This window comes from Klebsiella sp. BIGb0138 (assembly GCF_004342285.1).
Classification (GTDB): domain Bacteria; phylum Pseudomonadota; class Gammaproteobacteria; order Enterobacterales; family Enterobacteriaceae; genus Klebsiella.
This window is the reverse complement of the sequence record NZ_SMCV01000010.1, coordinates 1-12,861: the sequence shown is the minus strand read 5'-3', so window position 1 is coordinate 12,861 and position 12,861 is coordinate 1. Positions and strand designations below refer to the sequence as shown.

16 protein-coding genes are annotated in these 12,861 nt (G+C 49.5%); all 16 read right to left on the bottom strand.

Features of this window, described 5'->3' with window-relative positions; all coding sequences use genetic code 11:
* Nucleotides 1-33 precede the first annotated feature (33 nt).
* Nucleotides 34-1,209 (bottom strand): phage tail protein, encoded by a 1,176-nt coding sequence (locus EDF73_RS20240; protein ID WP_132730852.1) that lies wholly within the window; start codon nucleotides 1,207-1,209, stop codon nucleotides 34-36.
* Nucleotide 1,210: 1 nt separating this feature from the next.
* The gene (locus tag EDF73_RS20235; protein WP_132730851.1) at nucleotides 1,211-1,798 is read right to left on the bottom strand and encodes a DUF2612 domain-containing protein; all 588 of its coding nucleotides are present in this window, start codon (nucleotides 1,796-1,798) and stop codon (nucleotides 1,211-1,213) included.
* Nucleotides 1,791-3,023: a baseplate J/gp47 family protein gene (locus EDF73_RS20230; RefSeq protein ID WP_132730850.1), complete on the bottom strand. Its 1,233-nt coding sequence runs from the start codon at nucleotides 3,021-3,023 to the stop codon at nucleotides 1,791-1,793. Before EDF73_RS20230 ends, EDF73_RS20235 begins: the two co-directional genes overlap by 8 nt.
* A gap of 7 nt (nucleotides 3,024-3,030) precedes the next feature.
* On the bottom strand, nucleotides 3,031-3,387 hold the full coding sequence (locus EDF73_RS20225; protein WP_132730849.1) for a hypothetical protein: 357 nt from the start codon (nucleotides 3,385-3,387) through the stop codon (nucleotides 3,031-3,033).
* An 83-nt stretch (nucleotides 3,388-3,470) separates the two neighbouring features.
* Nucleotides 3,471-3,878, bottom strand: a complete 408-nt coding sequence (locus EDF73_RS20220) for a hypothetical protein (protein WP_132730848.1) — start codon at nucleotides 3,876-3,878, stop codon at nucleotides 3,471-3,473.
* A 3-nt stretch (nucleotides 3,879-3,881) separates the two neighbouring features.
* Nucleotides 3,882-4,445, bottom strand: coding sequence for a Panacea domain-containing protein (locus EDF73_RS20215; protein WP_132730847.1), 564 nt, complete (start codon nucleotides 4,443-4,445; stop codon nucleotides 3,882-3,884).
* Nucleotides 4,446-4,753: 308 nt separating this feature from the next.
* Nucleotides 4,754-5,407: a hypothetical protein gene (locus tag EDF73_RS20210; protein WP_132730846.1), complete on the bottom strand. Its 654-nt coding sequence runs from the start codon at nucleotides 5,405-5,407 to the stop codon at nucleotides 4,754-4,756.
* 2 nt (nucleotides 5,408-5,409) lie between these two features.
* Nucleotides 5,410-5,997, bottom strand: coding sequence for a hypothetical protein (locus EDF73_RS20205; protein WP_132730845.1), 588 nt, complete (start codon nucleotides 5,995-5,997; stop codon nucleotides 5,410-5,412).
* A complete protein-coding gene (locus EDF73_RS20200) occupies nucleotides 5,975-6,856 on the bottom strand; it encodes a hypothetical protein (protein ID WP_132730844.1) in 882 nt (293 codons plus the stop codon). The genes EDF73_RS20205 and EDF73_RS20200 overlap by 23 nt, the downstream gene beginning before the upstream one ends.
* Complete coding sequence (locus EDF73_RS20195) at nucleotides 6,853-7,158, bottom strand: hypothetical protein (RefSeq protein WP_132730843.1); 306 nt, start codon at nucleotides 7,156-7,158, stop codon at nucleotides 6,853-6,855. Before EDF73_RS20195 ends, EDF73_RS20200 begins: the two co-directional genes overlap by 4 nt.
* Before the next feature lies 1 nt (nucleotide 7,159).
* Complete coding sequence (locus EDF73_RS20190; RefSeq protein ID WP_132730842.1) at nucleotides 7,160-7,999, bottom strand: phage baseplate protein; 840 nt, start codon at nucleotides 7,997-7,999, stop codon at nucleotides 7,160-7,162.
* Between the two features lie 3 nt (nucleotides 8,000-8,002).
* Nucleotides 8,003-9,919 carry a lytic transglycosylase domain-containing protein gene (locus tag EDF73_RS20185; RefSeq protein WP_132730841.1) on the bottom strand — a complete coding sequence of 639 codons (1,917 nt, stop codon included), beginning with the start codon at nucleotides 9,917-9,919 and terminating at the stop codon, nucleotides 8,003-8,005.
* A gap of 201 nt (nucleotides 9,920-10,120) precedes the next feature.
* On the bottom strand, nucleotides 10,121-10,597 hold the full coding sequence (locus EDF73_RS20175; RefSeq protein ID WP_132730840.1) for a hypothetical protein: 477 nt from the start codon (nucleotides 10,595-10,597) through the stop codon (nucleotides 10,121-10,123).
* A 61-nt stretch (nucleotides 10,598-10,658) separates the two neighbouring features.
* Nucleotides 10,659-11,171: a KilA-N domain-containing protein gene (locus EDF73_RS20170; RefSeq protein ID WP_132730839.1), complete on the bottom strand. Its 513-nt coding sequence runs from the start codon at nucleotides 11,169-11,171 to the stop codon at nucleotides 10,659-10,661.
* Between the two features lie 176 nt (nucleotides 11,172-11,347).
* Nucleotides 11,348-11,791, bottom strand: a complete 444-nt coding sequence (locus tag EDF73_RS20165; RefSeq protein WP_132730838.1) for a hypothetical protein — start codon at nucleotides 11,789-11,791, stop codon at nucleotides 11,348-11,350.
* Nucleotides 11,792-12,861, bottom strand: a 1,070-nt coding sequence (locus EDF73_RS20160) for a DUF3383 family protein (RefSeq protein WP_132730837.1), incomplete at its 5' end; no start/stop codon positions are given.

Below are 12,861 nucleotides of genomic sequence, written 5' to 3'. Positions count from 1 at the left end.
CGGATCCTGTAACTATTAATTAAGATTGGGGGATTAATATTTAATGCAGTACAGCAATGCGATGTTTCGCGGACGAGTGACACTAAAGAATGCATTTTGTGCAGATGAAGGAATGGAAGTTTTTTCTTCTGCATTCAGGTAATAAGGTTTGATTCCTGAATAATTGGAAAACAGCACTGCGTCACTTCCATAATCGACAGCGTTACCGTTAGCGAGAAATGAAATATTCGCCCCGTCGTCATTGTCATCCTTGCCGCCGACGATCGTCCCTTTTTGCGCACTACCGAATGTCCGGCCAGAGTCAGCACCGCGACCATTGTCCCATCCACGAATAAACTCACCCCTGGCATCAGGAAGATTGAATGTGGTGCTGCCATCTCCGGCCCCCCAGGTAGTACCGATTCGGGAGAAGAGGCGCGCATAAACGTTCCTACTGACGGCCTGTCCATTAGCTGCCAACCATCCATTCGGGGCGGAGTTTACGGCGAACGCCGCCACACTACCCACCAAATCTGTTTGAGTGGACATAGTTTCATCTGTGATATTTGTCCCATCACAGAAAATACGCGACACGAGACCAGGAATGACCACAACCCCGTTTCCTGACGCCGTCTTGCATGTAACAGAATATGGTCCTGTGCAGTTATTGTGTACAACCCACACCTTAATCCACGCCGGAAATACAAGATTAATATTTGCTGTCAGCGCGCCAGTGAGGATGATTCTTTCCTTTGCGGCCTGGAGGGAAGATAACACTACACTCGAAGCGGCAAGTCCGGTGATCGACGTTATGCCATAGCTATCCTGAGGTACCCACCCTGTCATTGCACCAGATGCAGATTCCGGGTTATTAGAATTACCATTGCTCAGGTTTAGCCATTGTCCCGAGTAATCGGAGGCGGGAACAATAGCCCCCTTGGGATATCCGGAAATTGCAGTGCTGAACGCGGCGTTAAATGGATAACCCATCCCCGCATCACTCCACTGTAGGCGCGTATAAACGTCATTAAAAATACCGTTAAAATCCTGCCCTTGTGGTGGCTTACCTCCGGCAGAGAGTGCGATACGTGTTAGTGGCGGGAAACCGGAGTCCATCGCCGCCAGACCGTCAGCCAGCGTTTCAGAAGTGGAATTGACCGGGATCGTGTTTTTGTCGCCGCTCGCAGAAAATACAACCGTCAGACGTGACGGTATGGCTGAATTATTCAATTCAGACCTCCTGAACGATGTTAACTTTTACCCCTGGAGGGGAAGGAAGCGCGCCGGAGCTTTGCACTATGGCCAGCTCAGATTCGGAAAGCTGGAACTCGAAGACGTAGCTCATGACATGGTTACCATCGCCACGCACGTAAGCCCGCCCGCTGTCGCCGAACATGTACATCAGCATGCGGTTCATGACCGGCACGGTGCAGTCGCTGATGTTCGCCATCGCTTTGCACATGATCAGCTTGCGGTATGCATCATTACTCAGAACGACTGTATTGGTATCCTGTGTTCCGGTATAAAACGGTGCCTGGTTAAATGGCTGGGGATCGGTAAGCTCAGCTGGTGTACTGGTGGCTTCACCAAATCCAAAAAACTGCTGCGAGGGTGTGACGGTCAGCAGTCGGCCTACTTCGACAATTTTCCCCCAGCACATCAGCCCGTAGTCTTCACAGGTCTCGATGTTGAAAACGACATCGTAGAAGGTGTCAATCCAGTCCTCTGGTGCCACAGAAGCGTTAAACGTATCAATGAGTGACCGCAGGCGCGTTGCATTGACATACTGCGCGTAGATCGTCCAGTCGACATTATTCACTTACCGCCTCCGTTGTGATGTTTGTCGCATCGAGAGTCGGCTCCTGATCAATGCCAACGGTCAGCGCACTCGACCAGGTTGTTCCATCCAGAGAGATCTGGACCGAAAGAACGTTCATGTTCTGCGCGTCGAGCGCCTGAATTGGCCCGATATACCGGCTGCCGTAAATTCGTGCACCGGCACGCGCCCGGTTACCGCCATCTGCACCAGTGAATGCGTTCAGAACGGCTGTATTAATCTGTGAGTTGATATCCGATGGCAGGCCGTCATTGGCCTCGTACTCAACTTTGATATGAACACTCACTGCATCCAGTGTTTTCCATTTGTAGGTGTAATCCGGATAAGGTGCGTCATAGTTTTCGGTGTCATAAACCGTGCCGGTGGTATCACCATTCATAACAGTGCCGGGTGGCAATTTTCTGTTGATGGCTGCCGCGATATCAGCAGCAGCACCACCGTATACGCCGATATAAATTGAGCTGGCGAGCAGGCTGTAATTAGTTGACCCCTTCGTTACCGGTTCGGGCTCTTTGTTATCGATGACATACGCATCCAGTACACCATCAACCGTAAGGATCTCCGCCCTTACCGCCGCAGCAGTGTTGAACGCATTACGCGCCACTGATTGCCGACGCCGGTATTCGAAAGCAGAGCGCCCCTCAACGTCCGTACCCGGAACTCCGGCGGTTTCGTTGGTTATGCTCGACCAGCCGCTTACCGCGACATAAATATTCGTCAGCGTGCCAATCGGGCAGGCTATCGCACCGGTAGTCAGGTTCTGAAACTCAATTTTAACAGTCCCATCAGCGCCAATTGTCCCGGCCGCCAGCGACACGTACATATACCCGTTATCGTCAGTCGCATAGGACTGCGCAGGGATAACCGTACCAACGGCACCGGAGCACGTAGCAGTAACAACCGTTCCCGCCGCGGCGATGCGATCGATAAAATAGATGCGCCCTATTCCGTCCTGAAAGCGCCCGGACGCGAAATCAGGATTCATATTGTTCACGATAGCCAGAAGCTGATCGTTCTTGTCCGCGATTATGGCGGTGTCAGTCACAGCAAGCTGGCCCTGAGGGGTTTTGAGGTTGGTGCTCAGAGCTGTGCCGAACGCTGAACTTAAATCCGCCTGGCGGCCAGCGAGGATGTCTCCTTCATCAGGAACATCCAGACCGGTCAACGAGAATGTTACAGCAGGTACCGCTGTTGAAACTGTCGTCATTTTTCCCTCACAGGACAATGTTTGAAATGAGTCCATTGGTGTCGACTATGGCTATAACGCCGGAGGCACGGCGGGTATCTCGGTCATTAACCAGCGTTGCTTCAGCCTGGGAGATGTAGTTCATCCGAAGCGCCTCAATCTGAAGCGCTGCCGCCATCGCACCAGTGCTGGCTTTAACGTTCAGCAGCTCTTTGTAATTAACTCCGGTGTCTTTTTCGTAGATGCACTCACCACGGATGGCTAGGCATGCCGTGGCGACGTCCTGGGCGCAGGCGTAGGGATTGTCTACCGTGGCAATGTTACCGAGGTCGTCAACGACCAGGTCCCAGGTGTCCGTATCGAGCAGTAATGACGTGGTTTTCATGAATTGCGCCCATAAAAAAACCCCGCCGGAGCGAGGTTTGTGATTTGGTGGCTACAGAAAGCAAAAACCCGCCGGATAGCGGGTTATTTAACTATATACTTCTGATAATAATTTTTGACTTTACCAGAGACTCTTTTGGAAACTTCAAACCCTGACAGGATTCTAGTAAACGTTGGATCAGGGCAGGCTTGCCGTATCTTAAGCTCTCCCGCCTGGACTCCTGCTACTAAACTGGTGGCGGCATAAATATCCGCCTTTGCATAATAAACAAAGCTTTGGTGTTTTATGAATGGATGATCACCCACGTCTAAAATACAAGACTCGTCATATGGTAGCTCTGGATAAAGTGTTGTTATGTTGACCAATAACACCGATTCAGCATTAGCATACTTAGGGTATGGTACAGGATCATTGCAAATGATATGCAGATGCTTATCCCTTCCAGATGGAACTAAAATAGAACCTTTTGCTAAAGGGATGAATGTATTCATCTGCTACCTAAATTTGTATACAGACAATGCCCGGTCTAGTTGCTCGCGTTCGAAAAGGCGATCCTGAAGAGCTGAAGCCGTTAAAGAGGGCTTGCCTAACGCTGCAAAAGTGGCTGAAGGAGGAATCGCCACAGACGTACATCCAGGGTCTTGCCACTCCGCACAATGATCATGCGTAAAATCACGTATCTGGTATTTGGACATATGACCGAACTCAGCCATGATGCTGTCGAGAATTTCGATATCAGCTTCGCTCAGCTCATCTAAATCTTCAACAGAAACAACCATTGGCTTAAGCTCAATCTCATAATTCTCTGCGCCACGTATCCAGTGATTCCAGCCATTTTCGTCTTCCCCGCCATTTTTGACAAGATCATAGGTTTGCGAGAGAACGGGACCATGTTTCATAGCGACAAATCTATCCCCGCTTATAGATTCTCCATAAACGCCCATAGATTGCCGATCAGAAAGATAAAGCAGTTTGATAAGTTTTAGGTATGCCATGCGCCCACCGTCTTTCGACAGTAGGTAAGCAGCCATTTGAGCTACTTTTTCTTCGCTAAACATAACTCCTCCAAAACCCACTCAAGAACAAACCCATATCAGTTACAACCATCACTTGACATGGAGTTTATTACCTTAATGGTAATCCTTCAACCTTTGGTTGAATCTATCATCCTCATAATGGCCTTAGAAATCGCCCAAAAACACCCAAAATCACCATGTACCAGGACGCGTCTTCAATTATCGCCTCTTGTAGCGCTTCTGGCTTCGTTTTGGAGGGCATCAAAGCCATCCTCATTTTGTGCGCTATCGGATTTAGATCACATATCGCATCGTTTTGACAACAAAAAGCCCACCTGGGTGGGCTGCTCTCAATACATTGACCGGATTTGCGTGGTGCCGTCTGGTACGCCGTACTTGCTCATTTTCCAGCAAGACTCTGCGACCTGTTTAATCTGGTATCTTACTCCCGGAGCTATCCCCTCAACCAAATCAATATTTTTCTGCATTTGCTCACGGGAAACGCCATTTCTTTGAGCCTCTCCGGCGCTCCTGCACATGCGCCTCACAGCGGCATCGTAATCAGCTTGCAAGTATGGATTTTGAGCCATCAGAGAATAGTAAATACTATTTAACGTGTAAGATGCAGCATCAACTTCTCTCTTGTTCATACACTCTTTGCTGGCCTGACATTCATCTTCTTTTTGCTTAGCGACTATCTTATTCTGTTTATCTTTTTCTTCTTGGTGCTTTTCCATTAAAGAATCATAAGCACTAGCATACTTTCCGTAATAACATGATGCATCTCTTTGACATTCATAGGTGTTTTGATTTGGAAGCTCCATTCCTGTTATGTTCTTGAATTTATGTCTTAAATTAAACACAGACAGCCTTTCGTTAGATTTAGTCTGGAATGTTACATTCTCAAAATCATGTTCTTTCTGGTAGTTTACCGCCTCGTTAGGGGATAAGGCACAACCTGACAAAGAAAACGAAAGCGCGAGAAGAAAATACTTTTTTATCATTGTTACGGCTCCAGAGGATTTGTTCGGCTTCCTCCGGATTCTACCCCGCCATGGTCATGCCCATCAACGATTGAACCATCGACAAGTTCAAGCTGGCCGTTGGGATGGATTTTCAGGCCATTTATGTTTACCCTCCCAGGACTCTTAATATTTATGCCGCTGCCGGTGAACTCCACGAACTCCGTCGGCTCATCGTTCAAGCTGGCAATCGCCGTGATGTAAACCGCATCAGAATAGGAATGGCGGCGCTGCGTAGGGGCTGGGCCTCCACGCTTTGACTTTCTTACGTTGGTTGTGTCCTTGTCGCAAATGGCGATCAGTCCTATGTCTCCTGGCCTTGGTGCCATTTTAACTGCACTATTTCCAGCTTGAAGCCGAAGGAAAGGGATCTGGTAAACATCATTATTTGAAATTGATCCGCCGGACACGTCAACATCATTAACAAGCGGGAGAATGGTGAGAGTATCGCCGTCAACATCCTTTACCAGCACTATATCTATAAAAGACATCCCAGCCATTACGGATGCTATGATTGACGCTACCGCATTACCTTGACATGACGCGGACTCAGGATTCTGGTTGGTCAGCATTTCCTTCTCCCTTAATTAGATAACCAGGCGCAGCCACTACAAATGTTTCCCATAGACCCCCAGGGATTTTGCAGGAAAGGTAATGCGTCGTACCTGCTTGAATGATCCATTCACCGCTCGCATGCGGAAGCATTGTTTCAAGTATTATCTTTGTGTTCAGCTTTATCGCCGGGGAATAGATGCACCTGAAGTTGATTCCCATATCATAAAAGATGGGGTATCCAATCAGCCCATGATCTGGAGAAATTAATGGAACAACTGAGTCTGAAGGCTTTTTACCGGTGTAGATTGTTACTGTGCCAAAGTCGATATTGGCTGTTATTTTATGAGCAGCAGCAATTTCAAGTATCTGTTTTATCGCGTTGCCTTTATAAACAGGATTAGACTCAATGCTTTTCACATCAACGTTGATAAAATTAAGTCCAACCTTGAAAGCGAGCGCACGAATCATGTCAGCAACGGCGACATCTCCTCGAATAGAAGTTGGTTCGCAAGGGATCAGTCGCTCTTTCCCGGCAGCTGCAGCCGTTATCTCAATGGGCGCATCCGGCATCTGGTTTAGGTTGATTCTGGCAGAAGTAATTGAACCAGAAAAAACTCGGTTGTCATCGGCATAAACCCGAATGGAGTTTTGCTCTGAGGCGATAATCTTTTGGGCGTTCGTGGTCAACTTAGCCATATTGTCAAGAGACAGACCCCATAAGCTAAGCTCAAGCATAGTGCCTGTAGCTCCACCAAACGCTGATATTGCCGCCTCACATTTGAACCCTTTAACCGTCAGCGTATTTCCAACACCTCCGTCAAATGTCCCGTTAGCTAGGGTGAACGATACGGTAAGCTCTCTCTCCTTGTAACTCATCGACTCACCTCTTCACTGGTTGCGTAGTAAAGCTTAAAGCGAGTACCAATTTCGTAATAAGCAGGATCAGCGTCACCTTTCGTATCGACGAAAATCAGGTCTCCACTAAACCCAAGGTATGAATAACGCACAAGGTATGTGCAGTTAAGGCACAAGACGCCCTGCATTACCGGGCTTTCATTAACATACAAATCAGCGTAAAAACCCGTTGAACGCTGGTGAAGCTTAATAGCGCAGTTCTGTCCACCGAGAGTGACATAAACCTTCTGAGACAAGGATGGTGATAGGCTGATCTCCTGCATTTCACATCACCTTTTCCAGAAAGTCAGACACAGTGCTTTTTATTTGCTTAGCCACCGCAGTTGATGAACTGTCCCACGCCTGGGATACAGATTCGGCTGCCGAGTTCACCCCGGATACGATTGCCCCGCCTGTTGACTGTAAGGCGCTGGACAGCGACGTTTCAGCGCTTGACCAGGCGGTTTTAACATCACTCAGCGACACATCTTTAGTGGAGCCGGTAATTACCTGGGTCGAAGTTGCAGAACCATTATTGGTTTTGGCATTGCTGGTAGGAGGACCTTCTATTACAGCATTGGAGAGCATCACGTCGCCCGTATTCATGATCTCCTCAAAAGTGCAGTTCGCCATGAGAAGTGTTTGCCCGCGATAGGAACCGACAAAGTAATCAAAATGGGTCAGATCATAGCCGTAATAAACAGTATCTGGTGTCTCGATATCATAGGTGCTGGCGGTGTTTTTCATTTCATCCAGTTTCTGAATGAAGTTGTTACGACTCAGCAATGAAAAGTTAGTCAGATTAGGCAGCGATCCGGAGTAAGCCGTCCAACCCTCGAGAGCAAAAATAACCCTTAGTTCAGATGGCTGGCGAACTTTGTTGTAGGAGGAATACCGCCCCTTCTCTACCGGACCTTTTGTCACCACAGCGTCACCGTACCGATCAACACTAACCCAGCCGGAAGGAGAGAAGACCTCCTGCCCGGCCGCCGCGGTTAGCAGAGACTCATCAACCGTGTTGTAGGTAATTTTGTACGTGGGTGACAATGCACTGTTTAGCACAGATAACAGGCTTCCTCCCTGAATGGCGGAAAGCACTGTCGAGACATTCAGAGAAAACGACATGGTTTATTGTCCTGAGTAGCCAGCCATCAACATGACCCGGTTGTCACCGTGCTTTTTGATGTCACTGGTAAGCTGTTCCACATTCTGGGCCTGAGTGGTGATTTTGGTACCGTAGAATTGATAAGTTGCTCCGGACTGTCCGGGCATTGCACGGTCAACCGCCATTCCAGCTCCTGGGCGCATGCCAGCCATGACTTTAGGCGCATATTGACGAGACTCAAGTGGCATGCCTTCCTTGCCTTTCTTCCGCAAGGTACCAATTCCACCGTTGTATGCCATTAATGTTGCCTCCAAATCTCCGCCCGTCATATCCTGCAGCCAGTTGAGATATTTTGCTGCAGCTTCTGCTGACTTATGCGGATCGTAAACATCACGACCTTTCAGTCCCATATCCTTCGCAGTTCCCGGCATGAACTGAAACAGACCTTTTGCCCCTGCGCCTGATACAGCAAACGGATCTCCACCAGACTCTGTTGCAGCTACCGAAGAAAGAAGTCCTGCAGGAAGTCCATACTTCCCTTCCAGCGCGCCGAACTCACCCGTCATAGCCTGAAGGAATGCCCTCCCCTTCTCGCCAAGCTTTGCAGCCTGAGCATTGAGTGGGATATTTGGTTGATACCCTTCAGTATTTGTCTCCATAGAAGAAGCACCAGCAGGAGTAACAATCGCGTCCGCTATTTTAGAAAGCAGTCCTTTTGTTGTATCCCAGTAAGACTTTTCATCTTGATCTCTCTTTCTGGCTGACGGAGTGCCACCCATCCATTCCGGGAGATATTTATTCAGGAGGTCATTATATTTTTTATAGGTGCTGTCTTCGTAAGTGCTCTTTGCGTTGCTTGTCACTCCGGGCAGCGCATCGTTTCCGGTCGGCTTCCCATCCTCAGTTCCGTACCATGCCTTCTTAAACTCATCAGCTGCCTTAGAGAAGTTACCATTATTGACTTCGTTTAGAGCATTAACCAGGTAGCTTATTGTTCGCCCAAGCATGGAGAAGTTATCTTTCAGATTTTTTAGATCGTCAGAAAGCTTCCAGTCTCCTAAATCAATACCCGTTATGTCGTTGATATCTTTCTTCAGCTCTTTGAAGAAAGACGACGATTTAACATTTCCTGATGACCATTCTTTTAGCAGTCCATTTAGGTCTCGAATGGTTGGTATCAGACCTTCATAAATTTGATTTTTTATCGTGTCGAGGTTTTGCCCCAGCTCTGCCCAGGCTGCGGTAAATTCTTTAGCCCCATTGGTGGATGCATCAGTTATGCCAGAGCTTTTGGTTAGGCGATCAACGTCAGGCAGGAACTTGCCTTCCTGGTTGCGCTGCAGGGTGGCATCATCAAATCCAAGACTCAAACCCACCTGACGACGAAGATTGGGGTCGCTTATTTTGCGTAGCGCCTCAAGAGAGGTTCTGGCCAGAGAATCGGCATCTTGTCCCCATACGTCAAAATTCTGCCCTGTCAGCGCATTTAACTGTGCTAACCCACCGAAAATAGAGCTGCTGTAATCACCAACTCTAGCCCCCTGAATCGCTCCCTGAAATCCCTGCAGCGATGCGCTGATTTTCTCAGCGGAGCTACCTGCTGCCTCAGCTGATTTTGACCATCCATCGAGTTCACGAGCTGACAACCCCAACGCCTTAGACTGTATCGATAAATCCATCAGGCCGGTCGTCGTGTTTTTGACAAAGCTCATCAGACCGCCAGCAGTGACTGTCACTCCGGTCAGCGCCAGAAGCTCAGTCTTAATACTGCTGAAGAACGATGCCGCTTTCTTGCCCTGTTCTGCCATCTCCTTGGCGGTATTCCTGGCATCATCACGCTGCTTTTTCAGGTCATCGCTAACTTCTTTCTGCCCTTTGCGGAAGTTAGAAGCATCAATCCCCAGCGTAACCAGGAGGGCGTCAATTACCGTTGCTGCCATGGTCACTCTCCGCTATGGCTCTGTTTGTGTTATCCACGGTCATCACTTCTATAAGCCACCACATGTCCTGAACGCCGTATACCGTGTCCAGCTCGTGGAGTGTCGCCATCCTCCCGGAAATAACCGCGGCGATGCTTCGCGGCACGTTTTCGTACTGCAAAAATCCTCGAGCAGAATCTTCCGGGACTGACAGGGGTAGTTTTAGTTTGCGGTGGCTGCTACAAAAGCGATGTGAAGTTTGAATGCTTCAATTTTAAGGCGAGACCATGTGCTGATTTCTTCAATCTGCCCATCATCAACAAGCGGCGTTTCGATGCCGTTTCCGCCGACAAACTTCACGCACCCCAGCAACTCATCCAGCAAAGGCTTTGACTGAGAAAACGGAACCTTAGCCAGAGATGTGATCCCCCACTGAGCCAGCCCAGCCATGCCGCTTGCCATCACGCTTTCATACAGTTCTCGCGCTTCTGAATTGTCTTCGGAAGGTGCAGGAGCGACAGCAGCGCCAATGGCCACCATCATGTCATCCGGAACAGTCACCCCGGCGCCAATGACAGCGCACGCCAGGCGGATCGCCCACTCTTCAGCCTTACGAGCCGGCATCTCGGTGATTTTGAATTGCTTACCCTTGTCACGGTTATCAGCTTCAACCGTGAATACGATACTTTTACGCGCCATTTTGATTTCCTGAATTGATTATTTGGCAATAAAAAGCCCACCGAAGTGGGCTATTCCAAAATTATGCGATGCCAGGCAAATACAACTGCACTTCATCAGCCGCACGATCGCGTGCTGCGTGGAGTAATTGCTTGCGGCCACCAACTCCCCACTTCGCCATCCTGCTTGCGCACTGGCTGATCGCTTTGGTTTCAGTATTGATAATGTGGTCGATTTTGTTCAGGCGAGACATGGCGTCAATGCCATTACGGATGAGCATCTGAAATGTCTCATATACCTTTATCTCGAATAATGGGTTAAGCCATGCTGCATACCTGATGGCAATTAACTCCAGCCCCCACGAACCCTGAAGAGAGCCACCCTTAACGGTTAACACTGATGCGATTTTCTTCGCATCGCTTAGGGCCTGTACGAATCTCCTTACTTGCTTTGTCTTAAGGAATTCACCAGGTCGCTGAGATTCAGTGGCTTTACCTTCAGCCACAGCCGCAGCATGCAGATCGTTTAGGTTGTAGCGCCCTTCTCCATCGACACGAACAGAAACGCCGTTTACTGATACAGTTGGGTATTGCATGGTGATTACCTTTCAAAAAAGAGACCCCTGTCTCACCAGAACGGCCATGCCCGAGCGCACCATGCTACGATGGCGTTCTCAGGGGTCGCTTTTGTGAATGGTCTCAGGACTGGAATGCGCGGTGAGTGCGCGGTGAAATTTGGGTGTAAAAAGCCCGGATTAACCGGGCTGATTGCTTATGCTGAGTAGTTTGCTGGGGTGACGGTTTCCCACTGGATGAGCCCGGTCACCGGCTGAAGAACACGACCGGCTGATGGCATGCGGCGCGCTCGCTGCAGTATGCCGTTGGTCATGGTGTACTTCTTACCCAGCGATGGGAGGATCACCGTCCCGTTAACGCGAAGAACGGATTTAGCAGTCATCTGCGTCATCTGCCAGGTATCGATATACTGGATCGACGGAGAAGAGGCTGCCAGGTGAAACGTCCACGGCAGGTCGCCATAAACAAACCCACCAAGCAATTTACCGTCGGCAGTACGCTGATATTCCGCCATGTCGGTATCACCCATGTCGAAAATGTTCTGTGCTTCGAACTGCTCCAGGTTAAATCCGGATGGGTAAAGCTCAGCAATGACCAGAGTGATAACCGCATCAGCTGAAGTGATGTTCTGATTGGACATTTACTGCACCTCCACGCTGTTAACGGTAATGCCCTGGATAATGCCGCCGTCGGTGTACCAGAAGTAAACCGTTGGCTTGGTACGTGCAGATCGCATTGCTGCGGTGAACTGGCCAATGTAGATGTAATATCCGTCGGCCATGAGTGCATCAGAGACATCAACACCGGTGATAGCCTTAATCTGGTCGAGCTGAGACTGATCCAGATCGGTTCCGGCGGTCAAACCACCCCACGTTTTGAACTGCTCGATATACGGCTTCATGCACGACTCAATGCGTGCCTTTCCGGCCGTGGCGTAAGGAAGGTTGGATGCCTGCTGGAACAACGCAACGAGAGCCGCCTGCAACTGCGCGTTAATCCACACCTGACCGGCCCATGCGTCCAACCATGCGAAATCACCTGTAATGGTGCCAGGAGTCCACTGGTTCGTTTCTACGGCGTTTGCAGCGTACTTGCCATAGAAGTTGTACCCGTTGGATTTGGCCGCCTCATAATCAGTATCGTTACTGATCATCGGCAGCAGGCCGGAAACCTGGCGACCATTCAGCGAACAGCGCCCATTGGCCTGCGTGAAGTTCAGCGCAGCCACAAACCCCATCACGTTTGCTGCATGGTTCGGATATCCGTAAACCGGGCAGGTGTCGTTGTAGGCGTAGGTGTTGATGATGTCGTACACCAGAGCATTAGAGCTGCCCGGCACGATAGCGGTACCTGCTGAGTCCCACGGGATATAGGCAAAGCGGTGGTTCTGGTTGTTAACCCACAGAGCAAACGCATTAGCCTGGTCTTTCGTTACCGCAAATGTGGTGGAGAAAGCGACCCAGTCCTGTTCGGTTGCAAGAATTGCGGTAAAGATGTCATCAACAACCGCCGGCTCTGCTCCCTGAGAAATTACCGCGCCGGTGGCTTCAGTTAGCTTCAGACCTTCTGCCAGTGTTCCGTCCGTGGCGAACGTGATTGAGCTTCCATCGCCGGCCGTCGCTGACGTGATGATGAATTTTTTCAGCACGCTATCCCATGTCACTTCCACCGAGGCGCCAATGCCGGTTTCGATGAGAGCTGCGGCATTGT

Bases quoted from the DNA above. Each gene is read 5' to 3' on its own strand.
- EDF73_RS20220 (WP_132730848.1), bottom strand. From the start codon at position 3,878: ATGAATACATTCATCCCTTTAGCAAAAGGTTCTATTTTAGTTCCATCT.
- EDF73_RS20195 (WP_132730843.1), bottom strand. From the start codon at position 7,158: ATGCAGGAGATCAGCCTATCACCATCCTTGTCTCAGAAGGTTTATGTC.
- EDF73_RS20185 (WP_132730841.1), bottom strand. From the start codon at position 9,919: ATGGCAGCAACGGTAATTGACGCCCTCCTGGTTACGCTGGGGATTGAT.
- EDF73_RS20175 (WP_132730840.1), bottom strand. From the start codon at position 10,597: ATGGCGCGTAAAAGTATCGTATTCACGGTTGAAGCTGATAACCGTGAC.
- EDF73_RS20170 (WP_132730839.1), bottom strand. From the start codon at position 11,171: ATGCAATACCCAACTGTATCAGTAAACGGCGTTTCTGTTCGTGTCGAT.
- EDF73_RS20210 (WP_132730846.1), bottom strand. From the start codon at position 5,407: ATGATAAAAAAGTATTTTCTTCTCGCGCTTTCGTTTTCTTTGTCAGGT.
- EDF73_RS20215 (WP_132730847.1), bottom strand. From the start codon at position 4,445: ATGTTTAGCGAAGAAAAAGTAGCTCAAATGGCTGCTTACCTACTGTCG.
- EDF73_RS20165 (WP_132730838.1), bottom strand. From the start codon at position 11,791: ATGTCCAATCAGAACATCACTTCAGCTGATGCGGTTATCACTCTGGTC.
- EDF73_RS20230 (WP_132730850.1), bottom strand. From the start codon at position 3,023: ATGACGACAGTTTCAACAGCGGTACCTGCTGTAACATTCTCGTTGACC.
- EDF73_RS20190 (WP_132730842.1), bottom strand. From the start codon at position 7,999: ATGTCGTTTTCTCTGAATGTCTCGACAGTGCTTTCCGCCATTCAGGGA.
- EDF73_RS20205 (WP_132730845.1), bottom strand. From the start codon at position 5,997: ATGCTGACCAACCAGAATCCTGAGTCCGCGTCATGTCAAGGTAATGCG.
- EDF73_RS20225 (WP_132730849.1), bottom strand. From the start codon at position 3,387: ATGAAAACCACGTCATTACTGCTCGATACGGACACCTGGGACCTGGTC.
- EDF73_RS20200 (WP_132730844.1), bottom strand. From the start codon at position 6,856: ATGAGTTACAAGGAGAGAGAGCTTACCGTATCGTTCACCCTAGCTAAC.